The organism is Dyadobacter sp. CY327 (genome assembly GCF_021390415.1).
In the GTDB taxonomy this organism is placed as follows: Bacteria; Bacteroidota; Bacteroidia; order Cytophagales; family Spirosomataceae; genus Dyadobacter; species Dyadobacter chenhuakuii.
This window is the reverse complement of the sequence record NZ_JAJUXJ010000002.1, coordinates 210,864-227,107: the sequence shown is the minus strand read 5'-3', so window position 1 is coordinate 227,107 and position 16,244 is coordinate 210,864. Positions and strand designations below refer to the sequence as shown.

Annotated in this window: 14 protein-coding genes; 4 read left to right on the top strand and 10 right to left on the bottom strand. The window is 46.9% G+C overall.

Going from position 1 to position 16,244, the window contains the following annotated elements; all coding sequences use genetic code 11:
- Positions 1 to 218: 218 nt before the first annotated feature.
- Entirely contained in the window at positions 219 to 440 is a 222-nt protein-coding gene (locus LZG74_RS10555; protein WP_233796544.1) for a LuxR C-terminal-related transcriptional regulator, read from the bottom strand.
- A gap of 183 nt (positions 441 to 623) precedes the next feature.
- On the opposite strand from LZG74_RS10555, the gene LZG74_RS10550 reads away from it, so the two are divergent.
- Complete coding sequence (locus LZG74_RS10550) at positions 624 to 1,145, top strand: fatty acid desaturase (protein WP_310589306.1); 522 nt, start codon at positions 624 to 626, stop codon at positions 1,143 to 1,145.
- A 31-nt stretch (positions 1,146 to 1,176) separates the two neighbouring features.
- Here the strand turns inward: LZG74_RS10550 and LZG74_RS10545 are convergent, their stop codons facing one another.
- The 3 genes from LZG74_RS10545 to LZG74_RS10535 form a co-directional block, all read right to left on the bottom strand.
- Positions 1,177 to 3,984, bottom strand: a complete 2,808-nt coding sequence (locus tag LZG74_RS10545; protein ID WP_233796543.1) for a T9SS type A sorting domain-containing protein — start codon at positions 3,982 to 3,984, stop codon at positions 1,177 to 1,179.
- 339 nt (positions 3,985 to 4,323) lie between these two features.
- On the bottom strand, positions 4,324 to 5,298 hold the full coding sequence (locus LZG74_RS10540; RefSeq protein ID WP_233796542.1) for a c-type cytochrome: 975 nt from the start codon (positions 5,296 to 5,298) through the stop codon (positions 4,324 to 4,326).
- A 210-nt stretch (positions 5,299 to 5,508) separates the two neighbouring features.
- A complete protein-coding gene (locus LZG74_RS10535) occupies positions 5,509 to 6,891 on the bottom strand; it encodes an AraC family transcriptional regulator (RefSeq protein ID WP_233796541.1) in 1,383 nt (460 codons plus the stop codon).
- Between the two features lie 94 nt (positions 6,892 to 6,985).
- Between LZG74_RS10535 and LZG74_RS10530 the strand changes: the two genes are divergently transcribed.
- From LZG74_RS10530 to LZG74_RS10520, 3 genes are read left to right on the top strand one after another with little or no spacing between them, the layout of a single operon-like run.
- Complete coding sequence (locus tag LZG74_RS10530) at positions 6,986 to 7,522, top strand: hypothetical protein (RefSeq protein WP_233796540.1); 537 nt, start codon at positions 6,986 to 6,988, stop codon at positions 7,520 to 7,522.
- Between the two features lie 54 nt (positions 7,523 to 7,576).
- Positions 7,577 to 8,344: an LVIVD repeat-containing protein gene (locus LZG74_RS10525; protein ID WP_233796539.1), complete on the top strand. Its 768-nt coding sequence runs from the start codon at positions 7,577 to 7,579 to the stop codon at positions 8,342 to 8,344.
- Positions 8,341 to 9,036: a hypothetical protein gene (locus LZG74_RS10520; protein WP_233796538.1), complete on the top strand. Its 696-nt coding sequence runs from the start codon at positions 8,341 to 8,343 to the stop codon at positions 9,034 to 9,036. Before LZG74_RS10525 ends, LZG74_RS10520 begins: the two co-directional genes overlap by 4 nt.
- Here the strand turns inward: LZG74_RS10520 and LZG74_RS10515 are convergent, their stop codons facing one another.
- The 6 genes from LZG74_RS10515 to LZG74_RS10490 form a co-directional block, all read right to left on the bottom strand.
- The gene (locus tag LZG74_RS10515) at positions 9,037 to 9,654 is read right to left on the bottom strand and encodes a nucleotidyl transferase AbiEii/AbiGii toxin family protein (RefSeq protein ID WP_233796537.1); all 618 of its coding nucleotides are present in this window, start codon (positions 9,652 to 9,654) and stop codon (positions 9,037 to 9,039) included. It abuts the gene before it with no gap.
- Positions 9,632 to 9,955, bottom strand: a complete 324-nt coding sequence (locus LZG74_RS10510; protein WP_233796536.1) for a DUF6922 domain-containing protein — start codon at positions 9,953 to 9,955, stop codon at positions 9,632 to 9,634. The genes LZG74_RS10515 and LZG74_RS10510 overlap by 23 nt, the downstream gene beginning before the upstream one ends.
- 80 nt (positions 9,956 to 10,035) lie before the next feature.
- A complete protein-coding gene (locus LZG74_RS10505; protein ID WP_233796535.1) occupies positions 10,036 to 12,288 on the bottom strand; it encodes a TonB-dependent receptor domain-containing protein in 2,253 nt (750 codons plus the stop codon).
- A complete protein-coding gene (locus LZG74_RS10500) occupies positions 12,266 to 13,615 on the bottom strand; it encodes an HTTM domain-containing protein (RefSeq protein ID WP_233796534.1) in 1,350 nt (449 codons plus the stop codon). Before LZG74_RS10500 ends, LZG74_RS10505 begins: the two co-directional genes overlap by 23 nt.
- 11 nt (positions 13,616 to 13,626) lie before the next feature.
- On the bottom strand, positions 13,627 to 14,757 hold the full coding sequence (locus tag LZG74_RS10495) for an imelysin family protein (protein ID WP_233796533.1): 1,131 nt from the start codon (positions 14,755 to 14,757) through the stop codon (positions 13,627 to 13,629).
- 81 nt (positions 14,758 to 14,838) lie between these two features.
- On the bottom strand, positions 14,839 to 16,035 hold the full coding sequence (locus tag LZG74_RS10490; protein ID WP_233796532.1) for a DUF4856 domain-containing protein: 1,197 nt from the start codon (positions 16,033 to 16,035) through the stop codon (positions 14,839 to 14,841).
- Between the last annotated feature and the right edge of the window lie 209 nt (positions 16,036 to 16,244).

The window sequence follows — 16,244 nt, the reverse complement described above, 5'->3', positions numbered from 1 at the left end:
ACATGGTATTTTTTGGGCAAAATGTTTTATTTAATTACCAAGATAATCAATTGGACCGCCGAATTTACTCTTCCGGCGGAGTTCCGGATGCATAACTTGCTCAAAACAAATCCCTGCATGCGTTCGTGTATGATCGCATTGCGCAAGTTATGATGTAAGATATCTTTATGAGGGCAGCTTTGGTAAAGTCTGGATGTTAAGTGAGTTGGTAAACAACCTCAGTTTTCATCCGCCTCTAAGATCTGTTTGAGCTTCAAAACATTGTCAATTCCCAACTTTTGGAAAATAGCGCTTTTGAATGTGCTGATGGTGGAGATATGCAGTCCGGTTTTCTTGGCTATGAAGCTGGTGGAAAGGCCCTGGATCAGATATCGGGCAATTTCGTTTTGCCGGGGCATGAGCAGGTCGCGCTTTTTGGAAGTTTTATAGTTGTCTATCAAATAGCCGAAAACGAGTTTAACTTCATCATCAATGAATCATCCTGAAAAAATCAGATTTGCTGCGCTTGACAAAAGCCTGTTCTTTCCGACCCTGAAGAAACGGGTTGATCAATATTTTGAGCAAAACCACAAGTCGCGTTATGCTAATAAAACAATGGTTGTCAAAACTGTTGTGCTGCTGGCGTGTACATCCTTCCTTTTATTGCGCCTATTGCAGTCAACCCTCCGGTTTGGGTCGCGATGCTGCTATGGCTTGTCATGGGCATGGGCATTTCCGGAATCGGCATGAGTGTCATGCATGATGCGAACCATGGCGCTTTTTCCAAGAACGCAGCAATTAACAAGTGGATGAGTTACACCACTAATCTTGCAGGAGCGGGCGTGCTGAACTGGAAATTGCAACATAATATTCTGCACCATACATACACCAATGTTCATAATGTCGACGAAACAACAGTTAATTTCTCACCGAGGAACAAGCTGCTGAGCTGGTATATCTGCGGGCTGAACTTTCAGATCGAACACCATTTGTTTCCAAAAGTTTGCCATGTGCATTATCCAAAACTTGCACCCATCGTTAAACAAACGGCCAGCGAATTTGGACTCACTTATCTCGAAAACAAGTCCTTTTTTACAGCCGTAAGCTCACACATTGAAAGCTTGAAGCGCTTCGGCGCGCCTAAGTTTGATGAGGCGATCGTTTAAAGCAAGTATTGGAAAACAAAGCCAAACCTGTCTACATCTTTACAATTTTCCGGTCGGCACCATTCACCCGGATCACGTAAATGCCGGGCGTCCAGTTGCTAATATCCAATTCGAAAGTCAGCGTGTCTGGTTTATACGACTGCATTTTTCGACCGGCAGAATCAATAATTTTAACCTCCCATATTCTACTTTCAGACTCGATGCGCATCGACGAAGCAGTAGGATTTGGAAATATACGGATCGTTTCCCGGCTTGTAATCTCGGAAGTGACAATGCTGCTGAATGCGTAAGTGCCATCGCGGTCCGTCATTTTTAGGCGGTAGTAATAGCGTCCGGCCGATAAATTCGGGTCCTGGAACTGGTAATCCGTGTTTTTGGCCGCATCGCCCTGCGCATTCACGCGGCCGGCTTCGCGGAAATTTTTAGCATCCGCACTTCTTTGTATTTCAAAATAAGCACTGTTCGATTCCTGGGAAGTCTGCCATTTGAGATTGGTAAGGTTCCCTTCTGCATTTGCGCTCAGACTGATCAATGTTACGGGCAGCGGGCTGCCGGCACTTGTAGTTAACGCATTGGGATACAGCGGAACGGACAGGCTGTTGGTGGCTTTTCCGGCCAGCACTTTCTTAGTATAGCCGCCCAGCGCCATAAACCAGTCGGGCGTAAGGTCATAACCGTCCGCGTCCAGTGAAAGGAACCAAGTCGCGCCTCCCTTGGGTGTGTGGTCCGAAAATTTTTCCATTTTAAAGAAGGAAGTTGCTTCATCCACTTCGTCAAACATGGCCAGATAAACCATGCTGGCGCCTTCATTGATTACATTCTGCGACTGCTGCCATAGGAAACTGCCGCCATTGCGGGGAATAGAATTCTTCACGGCTCCGGCGGGATTATTGCGGAAAGTTTGCAGATTGAACCACGAGAATCCAGGGAATATCACGGGCATATAATCAATGCTCTTAGGCGCCAGATAGGCCATGTCCGGCCGTATTGTGTTGTTAGCGAATTCATTGGCACCACTTTCGCTGCTGTATCTTCCCACCGACCACGGACTGATCACATCCAGCTTGTCATACACAGCAAGCCAGGCCGCCGAATGCTCTCGCCAGTTGTTATTGAGCCCGCCCATGATATTTGCGCGGTATTTTGGGTCGTCGGTCGGGTCGGTCGGGTCGCCTTCTTTGAACCATTTCACGAGTTTTTCCGAGCGTTCGGCGGTTGCTTCGGGGTTGGACGCCAGGCCTATCCCCCATAATGCAACGAGCGGTCTGCCCTTATGCCAGAGATAGTTGCTTTCGGAGGTTACGCCCATTTCATCCACCAGTCGTTTCCAGTCTGCTATAACCTGCTCTGTAGAAGTAGCGTCACCTCCGGACAAATCGTACATGATCGCATAAACGCGTCCGTATTTGTTGCTGGCAGTCTGCACATTTTCCAGCACTTTGTCAAAATGCCTGTGTACGCGCGTATCACTCGTGCGGAAGTAGTCCAGGAAGCGCTGCTGAAACACGCCATCGATCTCATGTTCCTGCATCCATTTGAAATGCTCGTCGACCGTATTGTAGTTATAGCTTGTAAACAGCTTGGCCGGAGAGCCGTTGGCATAAACCATATTTGTTGCTACCAGCTCATTTTGCGGATAATCACCCATGTATGGCCACATATCCACCGTAGCATTTGCATGCTCCGGCGCTCCGCCAAACCAGTGCAGCCACCAGTTATGCGTTGGCGATCCGTCGGTAGGCACACCAAACCAGCCCTGATAGCCAAACATTACCTTACCATTCAGCGTATTGTCTGCCGGGTCAGCGGTGGTTGCCGAAGCAGGTTCGTAAAACTCGATTTCATCGATCTTTGCCGTGATGCTGCCTGTTAAGGGTTGGTTAATGCGGAAATAATTAATGGCAGCCAGGTTCGGATTTCCCTGCTTCGCGGCGTCGGCCAGGTGCAAAATAATGTGGTTCCAGCCATTCTGGATCTTCTGGGCAGCGAGGTTCCAGCGGTATGCGTCGCCGGACGCCTGCCCTGAAGAGGAGAAGACAATGTCGCCGGCCCCGCTGAGCGGGCTTACATCCGAGACGTAGAGCCAGAATTTAACAATCCCGCCGGTTTCGCTTACGGCCGTATTGAATGGTGAATCATGGAAAATAAACCAGTCCGGGCCCGATCCGGTGCGGGTGAGAGAGCCACTTCCCAGGATTTTGTTCGCATTGTCGACCGTGACGGAATTGGTGCCCGACCACCCGGCCTGGTTGTCGGCAGCGCTGAAAATCTTTGCACCGATCAGCTCACTGCCTTCGTAGCCCTTAGTAAAACGAATGTTATCGATCTTGATGACGACAGACTCTCCGGCATTGATAAATTTGTAATACCTGAAAAAATTAATTGCCGATAGATCCGGATTGCCCGATTTCCCTGCCGCGCTTAACCGCAGCACGACATTGTTCCAGCCATTTCGCAGGTTTACGCCGCCCGTTCCCCAGCTGTATTCGTCCGTGTCGGGATTGCCTGAGCTGGTGATCTCGAACTGTCCTTCGGAGGGGCTGAATTTGGTAATGTCAGACACGAAAAGTGAGAATTGCAGATAAGCAATGTTCAGGTCGCTGGCTGCGATGCCGGTGTTGATAGGCGTTGCAAAATTTTTCCTGAAACGTTCGGTGTTGCCGCCTTCGGATTTAACGGAAAAGTTGCCTTGAACAGGGGCATCATTATCCAGGCTGAGCGCATTGCCGCCACCGCCCCAGCCGGTGAGCGCCTCGCAATCATCCACAGGCGTAACCTGCGCATAGCCGGGAATAACATAAAGGCTCAGCAGTAACAGCAGTAAATAGTGCTTTTTCATAGTAAGGATTTATAAGTGAAAAATCCAAATCTAGATCCCGACCTATAATTTTTGCTTAACTATGAATTAATAAAGAATTAATTGGAGAATTTTTTTCGAAAAAATCAATGACAAAAAGCGAATCTTAGATGCTTAGCGAGACGTTATTATAAGCGAAAAGGGCCAATCCCGAAGAACTGACCCGTTTTCTTAACGTTGAGTATATACATCCAATTATAAGCATTGTTTATAAACAGGATGTTTCGTCCTAAGCAGACGTCAATCTTTTCTTATTATAACAATATCCAATTTATTTTGCGGTAAAGGAGCAGTTACAAAACAAGAGAAATCAGGTTTGGATCAGTTGGGAACGAACTTCGTAACCATGTTATTTTTTGGTTCGAGGGTCCTCAGATAGGCATACATCGCCCTCAAATCTTTTTCTTCAATGCCCGAATACATTGCCCAGGGCATCACGGTGTTCATATCTTTCGGGCCTACTTTGGGGGTTACGTAATTCGAGTCCTTGTAAATTTTGAAGCGCTTCACAAAGGCTTCCTCACTCCACGAACCGATCCCGGTTTTAACGTCTGGTGAGATATTTTGAGAAGTGACGGTTCCGGATGGCAGTTTAAATTCCTGTCCTCCTCCAAATTCACTGCCTGGCACAATGTTGCCTTTTTCCCGCTTGCTATGGCAATCCACGCAGGATGCGGATGTTACCAGATATTCGCCTGTTGCCAGAATATTATCTTCGGAAGGCCGTTTGCCCGGCGCTGCTTTTGCTGGCATTGTATTGATTAAAATTGAAACCGGAAAGTCGGGCTCGGAGGCCGGAATGTCCTTTTTTACGGGGCTCAACGTCCGCAAATATGCGATAATGCTATGTACATCTTCGGGGTCCATTTTGCCATAAGCGTGGTAAGGCATAACCGGAAACAATGCTTTCCCATCTTTATTAACGCCCGTTGTAATTGCACGGAAAAGTTCGCCGTCAGTCCAGTTTCCTATGCCGTAGGGTGTGATGTTTTTCGAAATAAATTTGCCGGGGAAACCCAGTTTCTGGTCGAAGATCTCGCCGCCGCTACCCATATCCACACCTGTAATCGGACCAGCAAACAGGTTCCAATCGCGGGTGCTATGGCAGTCCATGCAGACAGTGACATGATTGGCGAGATACTTGCCGCGTTCCACTCTGGCAGGCGTTCTTTCAACTGTAAGTTCCGGCGCATCGCCGACATTGGGAAGTGCTAATGTAACATAGGAAGCAGCCGCAACAGCCACTACAACAAAAAGAAGAATGATGATTCCGATAACTTTGAAAAGTTTTTTCATAGGGTCCGATTAGGGTTTTACAAATTGCAAAAGTAAAAAAACCGGGCACTTTACTACCGGCTAAGCGGTTCACCCTGAGTTCTTTTTGGCGGAACTTATTAAACGGTCGGCGTGTGGGGGATGGGAGAGGTGGACAGGCCACGGATGCACGAATGGACACTAATCGCATTCGTGCCCATTCGTGCATCCGTGGCACTACAAAGAAGTTAATTACTTGATAATCTGATCAATAAGTAGCTGATAATGTGCTTGTTGGCCGGAGGTGGAAAGCCAGTCGCGGACAATGAATTTGAAAAACAGCATCGGCGGCTCATGATGGTCAATAGCAGCCTGAAAATAAACCAGGGCCTCGCTCACATTGCCAATGGAAGCATTTACAATGCCCATATCATAATTGGAAACCACCTGTGTTTTGCTCAGCGAGGTCATTTGGGTGAGGATATCGCGGGCACTTTCCGTTTCATTAGACAATCCGAACAACACACCGCATGCACTGAGCGTAATGCCATTATAATTGATTTCCAAAGCCGTTTCCAGCGCTTCCTGTGCTTCAGGATAGTTTCTGAGCGTGATCAGGTTGAGGCCAATGATCAGGTGGCCGCCCCAGAATGAAGGTTCCAGAGCCACCAGCTTCTGTCCCTGTTCAACGGCTTTTTCGAAATTTCCTGCAATCCAATAAACATACGCTGCGTAAAAATTATTGATCAGTGAAAAGGGTTCGAGGGATAATGCCAGCGCCGTTTTTTCCAGCGCCTCCTCATAACGATCGCTCAGTGCGAGATAGAGCGCGTACTGCCCGATAAGGTCGGCTGCGTTCCAGTTCAGTTCCAATGCTTTGGCAAAAGAGGCGGATGCGCTTTTGAAATCCCACTCATGCAGCATTTGCATCCTCGCTATGGCAAGATAACTTTCCGCAATGCCGTCGTCGAGTGCAAGGGCCTGCTCGGCTGCATGCTTCATCAGCGGCAGCGCCTTAGCCGCAGGAAGGTGCCGGTAAAACCACATATTAAGATAACACGACGCAATGCCGGAGTAAGCGATCGAGTAGGTGGGGTCCAGTTCAATGGCTGACTCAAAATAGCCGATGGCTTTCTGATATGTGTCCGGCCCGGCAAACTTGTTGTGGTAAAAACGGCCGCGCAGATAGAGCTGGTAAGCCGCTTTATTGTTGGTGTATCGTTTGAATGTGCTAATGGGTTCATCACCCAGAAGCTGGACTTTGATTGCATTCATGATGGCCAGTGTGATTTCGTCCTGAACCTCGAAAATGTCGTCCAAGTCACGGTCATAATGCTCAGACCAAATGCTGGCCCCGTCTGCAGCACGGATAAGCTGCACATTGATCAGCAATTTTTCGCCCGAATTCCGGATGCTTCCTTCCAGAATGTGCTCCACGTTGAGCTGCTCGCCAATGTGTTTCAGATCCTGGTTCTGGCCCTTAAAAATGAAAGACGAAGTCCTTCCCGCAACCTGTAAGCCCGGAACGCGGCTTAATACATTGATGATCTCTTCGGTAACCCCGTCGCTGAAATACTCCTCTTCGGGATCGTAGCTCAGGTTTGCAAACGGTAATACGGCAATGGTTGGTTTCATGGCTTGATAAGTTTGAATATTCAGTATTTTACTTGCAACTATCTTATGCAACATTGTGTCTGAAAGAAAAACGGCAAAACCCAATGGCTGCACTATGAAAAATCTTTTACGTCTATGCCTGCTTGTTATCATCGTCGCCTCGTGCATCACAGATAGCAATGATCCTTCCGAGCGATTTCCTTTCGACGGCACAGGTTACCGGCCCATGTACAGCTCCGCCGAAGATGCGGCCAGGGTAGAGGTTGTCGCAGCACAGCCTTTGTCAAAACCAGGGAAGATATATGTGCTCGACGATTATCTGTTCATTAATGAATCCGGCCATGGCATTCACGTTGTCGATAATTCGGATCCTAAAAAACCGAAAAACATCTCCTTCATTTCCATTGCCGGAAATTACGACATGGCAGCGAAAGGGACGTTTCTATATGCGGATAATCTAACAAATCTGGTCGTTTTCGACATTAGCAATCCAAAATCACCCAAGCTTACCAAGACAATTCCCAACGCTGTTCCGGGGACTGACTATCCGCCTGTCAGCAATGCATATTTTGAATGCGTAGAAAGTAAAAAAGGCATTGTGACAGGTTGGGAAAAAGTGCCGATGGCAAAGCGGCCTAATTGCTTCCGGTAAGCAACATTGAAATATCCGAATATTCAAGTGAAAGGCAGAAAACGAAAGTTAACCATGAAAAAAATTGCTCCATTTATATTTGCAGGACTCGCTATTCTTGGATTAGTGCTGATCCTGACCGGCTGCGAGGATGGCGGGAACGATTCAGCATTGAACCCGCAAACAGGCTCCGGCGGTTCGATGGCGCGGTTTGCGATAACAGGCAATACGTTGTACATCGTTACTAAGCAATCGCTCGAAGTGTATGACATTGAAAACGGAGCGAATCCGGTCAAAGCGGTAAAAAAGGATATGGGCGTTGGGATAGAAACCATATTTCCCTACCGCGACAACCTTTATATAGGAGCCATGGACGGCATGTATATTTTCAACAACACCGATCCGCGGAACCCAGTATTAGAGAGCAAATTTCAGCATATCCAATCATGCGATCCGGTGGTGGTGCAGGGAAAATACGCGTATGTAACATTGCGCAGCGGTGTTACTTGCCGGGCACAAAATTCAGTCAGCTCGCTTGACGTCGTGGATGTGAGTGACCCGGCCGCGCCGAAAATGGTCCACACACAGCGAATGACCTCGCCTTACGGCCTGGGTGTCTCGGGAAACAGATTGTTTGTGTGCGAGGGAAGCGTCGGGCTTACCGTGCTGGATATCACCGATCCTACCAAGCCTGTTTTTAAAGAGACAATGGGAGATCTGCCCGCTTACGATGTCATTGTCAGGGATAAACATCTGATTGTTACTGGCGAAAAAGGCCTTTTTCAATACAAGCACGACAACGCGGACAATATTGAATTTTTAAGTAAAATCCCTGTTCTATGAGGTTATTTCTAGCTGTTTTTGTGGGTTGCTGCTTGTCAGGACTCGCTTCTTTTGGTCAGATAGATGCTGAAACGGCCCAAAAGCATGTGATCGTAAAATTTGCGCCCTTATCACTTGTTGATTTTGATAATGCAGTTCAATTCGGCGTCGAAGTTCCGTTGGGCACCACAGGGATGTCTTTGCAGCAGGATTTGGGCTATGGCCCTGCCGCTATGAACACGTGGTACAGCCAGGGAGTTGACCGGCCCAATAAGGAAATCTTCAAAAGCAGGACACAGCTGCGTTACTATTACCTGACAAGACGCCGCATGAAACCCTACATAGCTGGTGAATTGCTATTGAAAAAAGTGATTTACAGGGATAATAAATGGGTTGGAATGGAATGTGAACAACCGTGGGGCAATTGTGATTATCTTGAAAATACGCTTATCAAAACCAGGCGCATGGTGCATGCCGGTCATGCCAAAGCCGGCATGCAGTTCTATTTCAGCAGCCGGATAGCGCTTGATCTTTTCGCAGGATTAGGCTTCCGCAACATCCGCGTGCGAACCATCACCGACATCCCCGCCAACACCAGAATCCCCCGCTCCGACCGCTGGTTCGAATACGACACACCCAACGAAAGTGAGTTCCTGCCCAGCCTGGCCATGGGCTTTCATTTCGGGATCATTCTGGGGAAGTTTGAGGATTAATTAAACGCATTTCGCTTTAATAAATGACTTTATCTCTTCCCAATCCTTGGTATATGGGGTAAATCCGACAATGTCAACATCATCCTCTGCGTCCTCAAAGTAAGCAATGCTACGCCAAAGAAAATAATACTGAGACTCGCCATACTTCGAGGCGAACCATTTTAACATATCTTGCCAGCCATAATTTTCGAGCAGCACATATATATCAAAAAAATCCTTTTTCTTTCCTCTGCCGCAAACCGTATGCATTTTCATGGCAGCAATGTCTTCAAAATGAAAATAATTTACGTCGTCTTCTGATAAAAAGGGATTCAGCAGTGTTGACGGCTCATTTACGAAGTCACATTTAACATTGTTGATATAACTGAATAGCATTCGCTCTGTGCGATTAATCATCTCAAATTTCAAACAGGGAGTTGATGAAAGAGTCAGTTCGAGATCGCGTGTATCGAAAACTTCGGGCGAAAAAATGTCCAGATCAATGGAATGCCGGTGACCCAGTTGCAATGAAAGTGACGTGCCACCTGCAAGTGCAAAACGGTTTTTAATTAAATCAATTGAGAATATTTTCTTTAAGATTTCGTAGGTCTCGAAATCAACGGTAGAATAATGAAGCATTCAGATCGGATTTAGGAATATTAAAATAGAGGCTACAAAAATTGATTGTTTTCGGATCAAGTTCCCGACTCTTTTTCAATGCTTCTATGATCTGTTCGCGATTATAAATCTGGGTTAGCATGTAAAAATCTTCCAAAAATCCCCTGGTAACAACCCGCTCTACCACATATTTTCGGTTTTTTTCGATATCGATCGCCTCAATCGGTGCGTCCCAAAACAGATATTTACTGAAAGGAAAACCACCTTTCGATATTTTTTCCTGTAACGATTTGGTGTCGATTAATTGGAAGTAATTAAACATCGTATCCTGTGTTAGCTAAAACAAATTTACTAATCCGTAAACGCAATGCAACCTCTTTACATTTCACATTAACCATCAAATTAAATCTTAACCTGCAATGTCACATAATAACCTCTTCCGTCTGAGGGGAGGATGCCGGGGCCGGGGTAGCCGGTGGCGCGGCGGGTGAAGTACATTTCATTGGTGAGGTTGTTGATGCTGGTTTCTAGTTTCAGGCGCTTCCACTCGTAGGAGAGGCTGAGATCCATGATCTTGTATGCTGGAATAATGCCTACCACGGACGAAACGCCTCCGTCAACGGCATTGGTCGCTTCCGAAAACTGGTCGGTCAGATGTGTTAGCTGGAAGGAACCTTTCAGCTTTTTGTATCCAACTCTCAGACCGGTTTTTAAATTTACTTTTGGAACAAATTCAACTTCATTGCCCTGAACACCAGGAATTTCGCTGTTTTTATATTTCGATTTTATGAAAGCAATGTTGGCAAAGAGCACAGTGCTCCAATCCTTTTCTTCCGGGTTTGCTAGTTTGAAAAAATCAGCTTCTGCATACGATTCAACACCCGTAATAATGGCCTGGCCCACATTGCTGCGCAGCCTCAGAACCCGGTTGCTTTCGTCGTAAAACTGCACTTCTCCGATCCGGTTGTTATAGTTGAGGTAAAAAAGGCTGACGTCGTAATTGAAAAATGCAGTCTGGTGGCTTCGGAAACCGAGGTCGATGCTGTAACCTTTTTCGTCTTTCATGTTCGGATCGATCACGGAGGAAGGATTTGAAATGCGCATGTCGCTGAATGTGATCGAGCGGTAGTTTTGCGAAATATTTCCGTAAACCTCCACATTTGAATGTGGCTTATAGCTGACACCGACACCTGCCAGCACAAACTGACGCCCGTTTTTACGATTTTCCTCCGTGCGCGTAATGTTGATAATGTTGCCCGCCAGATCGCGTGAGATGTTGCCATAAAAGCCATCTGCGGTTGTTTTTATATACTCAAATCTTACGCCCGGGGTAATGGAGAGCCGGTCGGAAAGATAAAAAATGTTCTCTGCAAATAGCGATACGTTTCTGTTTGGAAAGCGGTAATCGTAAGTAATGAAGCGCTCTGGCTCGACGAAATTGAAATCAGCATCCTTAGCACTGGTCCCTACGCCCTGCAAACTGTGATTATAGCCATGATAGAAACGCCCGCCCACGAGCAGTACAGACAGTTTTTTGGCTACAAAATACCTTTTCAGATAACGCGCCTCAGCGCCCCAGTTCGTAAAATTACCCTTGATCAAATCGCGCTCGCTATTGTCATCAATCGTCGCAACACGGTTTGGCCTGAAACCCAGTGAATAGCGGTGTGCCGAAAGTCCGAAGAGCCTTACATTGAAATCACTGGTTTCACTTAATTTCTGGTCAAAATGCAGGGCGAGCATGTTCCAGCCAACCTGGAACCAGTTTCTTTCACGGTTGGTCTGCCTTGGATCTTGCAGAAACATCGCATCAGAAAGGCCGCCCGGCTGCTTTGCAAGATAATCCATGTGCGTGACATCAATACCAATGCTCGTTTTATCCGAAATTTTATAGTCGATATCTGCGTATGCTGTTTTATTCTTAAAATGCGAATTCTCCCGCCAGCCGTCGCCTTTTTTGTATTGAAAAAAAGTGTAGTAACTCAGCTTTCCGACCGTGCCGCTGGCGCTGGTGAATGTGTTATAGAAGCCAAAAGACCCGACGCTTTGCCGGGCAGTAATTTCCAGTTTTTTGTCTGCTACGGGCTTGCGCATCACAAAATTGATCAGCCCGCCGAATTGTGTGCCATATTGCAGCGATGCCGCTCCACGGACAATTTGAATGCGGCCCACGGCCTCAATAGGAGGGGTGTAGTAAGTTTCAGGATAACCTAATGCGTCCGCGCTGATGTCGTGGCCATTCTGGCGAACATTGAAATTGGAGGTCCGGTTGGGATCCAGGCCGCGACCACCAATGCTCAGCTGTAATCCGCCGCCGTCATTTTCCCAGATATTAAGACCTGCAACCCGTGAATAAACTTGCCGCGCATTGTTTGTAGAAAGGTTGGCAACGAGCTGATCGGGCGTAATGACTTCGGATTTTTTGCCTTCATAAATGCCCATATTTTCAACCCCGCGAAGGCGCGAGAAACCGAAATCCGTTGCTTTTTCGGTGACGGTCAGTTCCTTTAAATTCTGGTCGCTGGAAATGCCGGAAGTGGCGGCAGCACTGTCCGGTTTTGGCGTTTTTTTGTCGGAAGTGCGCGATTGCGCATGGGCGACACATGAAAGGGCCAGTAAAAAAATGATAATGTTAAAGCCCTTTGATCTCATCATTGAAAGGAATAATCCAGGATTTGTGTTGGAAAGAATCTGTTTGTTTGGCCAGGTCCACCGCCGGATCGATCATCGGCTTGCCTAATCTGCCATTAAGCGCCACATAGGAATCCACATAGACCTGTGGCGTTTGGAAACCCGCCGCGGCGTAATGGTCGCGGAGCATGTGTGCGTATTGCAGGATCATATCGGGCTGGGTGGACATCATTTTTTCCTGCAAACGCGTCAGGAAGTCGTTATTATTGACGATTTGTTTCTTGCCTGAGGCGTCTATAACCGTGAATTGCGTGTAACCGGCTTTTTCCATCAGCATAACCCGCCAGGAAAACCGGTAACCTTCCTCCGTCCAGAAAAGCTCATCGGAATACATCAGATAGCGGAACGGAAAGGTGATTTGGAATATAAAAAACAGTGCAAAAACGGTCAGTAATAAGGGTTTGGCAATGCCTAAAACAATGTACGAGCGCTTTGGCCTGATAAATCGGATCGGCAGATTTAAAGCAAAACTAATAGCGTCGATGATTTTCTGGTGCATTTCTCCCGGAAAAAAAACGAACGCAGTCACGATCATAATGTATGGAAACATGCCGATCGGAAACAGAATGGCCGTTAATAAATGAAAAATGATCACGGAAATGAATGCATAGGGACGCGTTTTTTTGTTCCAAAGCAAAAATCCAATACTCAGATCATAAACGCAGCCAGCCCAGCTGAACAGGTAGGGCGTCCATTTGTAATTAAATAAACCACCGATCACGGGCAGATCATTCTGCGCAGGAAGCCAGATTTTCAATGGTAATGCGTGTAAAAGCCAGTCGCTGTTGAGCTTTGCCAGTCCTGCGTAAAAATAAATGATGCACACCAGTAGCCGGATGCTGTCTATGCACCAGCTGGGCAGCTGGTCGGCCAGTAACTTTTTGTTTCGGTAAGCGTCAAAAGAGAATGATGCGTGTGCAGGCAGGAAAATCAGCATAAAACTTACCATACTCACAAAATAGTAGTGGTTCAGGTAAGTGCTTTTGTCCATCAGCTCAATGTAAGTGAAAGATAGGAAGAGCATAATGGCCGATAACCTGTAAAACAGCCCGGCAGCAACCAGCAGGGAAGCCACGGCGCAAACCCCGAACAAAACATAAGTCCATTCTCCCAACGGCCGGATGAATTCGAAGCCGAAAAAGGGAAAATGGAATTTTGGTAAAATATACAAGTCGCTGATCCAGCCTTTTGCCCAAAAACGGCAAATGCTCAAAAAGAGCATAATGCCGAAAATGACCCGGAATAAGGCCAGCGTTGCAGCCGGAGAATATCGGTTGAAATATGCCCGCATGACTGATGCGTTTAGTCGCCGTCGTTATCGGTGTAGGTGATGGTAATGCTCATGGCCGAGGTCATGTCCACTTTCAGCATACGAACTGCCTTTTGCATTTCGGTATAAGTGTCCTTCATTACCTGATTATTGGTTTTTACCTCTTCGTATAAGTTCGGTTTCAAAGCATTGAGCTTGGATTTGCTTGCATCAAATTGTGCATTAAGCAGCTCGGTAAGGGGTTTGCCTGTGCCGCTGTCTTTGGCACCTAATGCATCCAGATAAGTTTTTAAAGACGGCCCGGTTCCGTCCGCTTTTACACTTTTTCCATTGAAAAAATCGACATAAGCCTGGTGCGCTGTTTTGGCTAGTGCCAGGGAAATATCTTTTTTATAGAATGCTTCCACTTTTTCAGGCGCGGCAATGCCATTGAGCATGGCTCCCGAAGGAATTCCAAACTTCCCGGAACGAATATAACGCTCGTAATGAAGTACATAACCATTGACCAGCAAGGAAGTTGAAGAGCCGATATCGAGTCCTGTTTTGGTAACGAATGTTTCTTTATACGCACCTTTCCATTCACTGGTAACTTTATCTAGAATGCTGTCCATGCGATCGGTAACGCGCTTGATGTAAGCGAGTTTAGCGGCGGCACCTGGCGCTGTTGTGTATTGGGCAACAATGGCTGCGTCGGTTGCACCGATGCCGTTGATCAGATAATCAAGCGCAGGAAATCCCTGGCGGGGGTAGGAATCCGGTGTTTCCAGGCTGGCAGCCGGATTTGCGATGTTTGCGACGATGCCTTGTTCGCTGGCTGGGTAAATGTTAAAGAAATTACGGATCGTATGCTTTTCTCCCGGTCCGAAATCAAACAGCTCGACCTTTTGCCATTCTGTGTAGGCGTCGGCCCAGGCTGCGCGGAAATCTGTAAGCGTGGAGGCGTCCGGTTTGGCGATGAATGCATTGGACTTGGTTACCATGGCATCAAACTTACCCTGGAAATTGTCGTATGAAGGAATGATAATGTTGTCGGCAAGATGCGTCAGCATGGCTTTGCGGTCCTTCCCATCCTCAACTGGTTCCGGCTCGGTTTTTTCCTTTGAATCGGAACAGCCCAGGAAGAACACGGTCAGCAAAATGGGCAGATATTTTTTCATTGTCATGAGTAGTCAGGTTTTAAACAACAAATGGTGGATCGACAGCAAAGCCGTCAATCCACCCTGAAACAGGTCAAGACCTGAATTTTATAACTTGAACTTTGCCGTTATCGCATCCGAAGCAGCATTGATCTTGTCGTTAGTAAGGTCCCAAAATCCATTCGGAGAGCCCATCAAGCCTAGCAACAATGCGTCAGAAAAAGCAGCGTCCGCACCATTGATCTTGCAGTAACGAAGGGAGTAAATGAAACCAAGTCCTTCGCCGATGGCATGTGCACGGGCAGCGTCCGTTGTTCCGCTTTTCCATTTGCCCAGGTAACCCAGTGCAGCAGAAGCGATCGCTTTTTCCATTTCCGTTCTGATAAATGTTGCCTGCGTTTTCACCTCGGCGTTATCCATGTTCACGATTGCCGCACGTCCTTTCACAAACGCGGGATGGATTTTAGCATAACTTGCTTTATTGTATTCCCAAATATACGAACCGATAAAAGACTCATTGGAAGTTCTTGCAGCGTCTGTTGCTCCGGCCAGATATACCGGGTTCAAAGTAAGCAGTCCATATGCCTCGTCCCAGTTATGCTCCAAAGCAGTATATTTTTTACCCGAAACCAATGAAATATTGTCGACCTCCAAACCTTTGTCCAACAGCACATTACCAATGTAATCCATTTGCAAAGCACCGATCAGGCCTTTTTGAATGATTTGTCCGTGCTCAATTCCTTTTGAATCAACAAGATATGTTCCAAGTTTCCCTGCAACACCTTTCGCCGCAGGCACCTTTACCGATTTGCTTGCTGCTTCCAGTGCGGCAAAACTGGTTTCCAGGTGCGCACGCGCAGCATCTGCTTCTGCGGCAGTTTTTGAAGAAGCTGTAACATCGCGCAACTGCACACCCGAAGCATTCAGGTCCGCGCCTTTAATATTAATGGTTGATGTGCTGATATCCGTGAACGGGTTACCTGTATTCGCATACATATTTTTCATCACAGCCGCAGTTACCTGTGTGCTGTCCCGCACTGCCGAGCCCAGGTAATAATTTAGCGCCTGGAACATTTTGTAACGTGCATTCCCGGACGTCAGATCGACGGTAGTATCGCCTTTGGTGTCAACAAACAGGCTTTTGTAAGGTGTTGTAGGGGTGATTTTTGCGTAATCGATCTTGGTGCGAAGCTCCGGGCCCGGGCTTGGATCGACAGGTCTTTCTTCATCGTCTGAACAGGAGGATAACCCCGCGACCAGCATGGACGCAAACAATACATTGCGTAAGTTGAAATGTTGTAGCATTCTTTTCAAATAGTTGTTTTGTCAGGAAATGTGAGAGGTTGCTTATTTAGACTAATCATAAGCGGGGGCAAACATATGCATTATTTAGAATCAGAACAAATTACTTAAAGGAGATTATAGATTAAGTCTGCTATGGATCAACGAAAAAAGACACTTACCGCTGACTTCAAGTTCGTTAGCCTGAAATCCGGGTAAGTGTCTTAATCAAA

What these genes read in the sequence shown, in the direction of transcription:
- LZG74_RS10545 (WP_233796543.1), bottom strand. Translation starts at nt 3,984, where the DNA reads ATGAAAAAGCACTATTTACTGCTGTTACTGCTGAGCCTTTATGTTATT.
- LZG74_RS10540 (WP_233796542.1), bottom strand. Translation starts at nt 5,298, where the DNA reads ATGAAAAAACTTTTCAAAGTTATCGGAATCATCATTCTTCTTTTTGTT.
- LZG74_RS10535 (WP_233796541.1), bottom strand. Translation starts at nt 6,891, where the DNA reads ATGAAACCAACCATTGCCGTATTACCGTTTGCAAACCTGAGCTACGAT.
- LZG74_RS10530 (WP_233796540.1), top strand. Translation starts at nt 6,986, where the DNA reads ATGAAAAATCTTTTACGTCTATGCCTGCTTGTTATCATCGTCGCCTCG.
- LZG74_RS10525 (WP_233796539.1), top strand. Translation starts at nt 7,577, where the DNA reads ATGAAAAAAATTGCTCCATTTATATTTGCAGGACTCGCTATTCTTGGA.
- LZG74_RS10520 (WP_233796538.1), top strand. Translation starts at nt 8,341, where the DNA reads ATGAGGTTATTTCTAGCTGTTTTTGTGGGTTGCTGCTTGTCAGGACTC.
- LZG74_RS10515 (WP_233796537.1), bottom strand. Translation starts at nt 9,654, where the DNA reads ATGCTTCATTATTCTACCGTTGATTTCGAGACCTACGAAATCTTAAAG.
- LZG74_RS10510 (WP_233796536.1), bottom strand. Translation starts at nt 9,955, where the DNA reads ATGTTTAATTACTTCCAATTAATCGACACCAAATCGTTACAGGAAAAA.
- LZG74_RS10505 (WP_233796535.1), bottom strand. Translation starts at nt 12,288, where the DNA reads ATGATGAGATCAAAGGGCTTTAACATTATCATTTTTTTACTGGCCCTT.
- LZG74_RS10500 (WP_233796534.1), bottom strand. Translation starts at nt 13,615, where the DNA reads ATGCGGGCATATTTCAACCGATATTCTCCGGCTGCAACGCTGGCCTTA.
- LZG74_RS10495 (WP_233796533.1), bottom strand. Translation starts at nt 14,757, where the DNA reads ATGACAATGAAAAAATATCTGCCCATTTTGCTGACCGTGTTCTTCCTG.
- LZG74_RS10490 (WP_233796532.1), bottom strand. Translation starts at nt 16,035, where the DNA reads ATGCTACAACATTTCAACTTACGCAATGTATTGTTTGCGTCCATGCTG.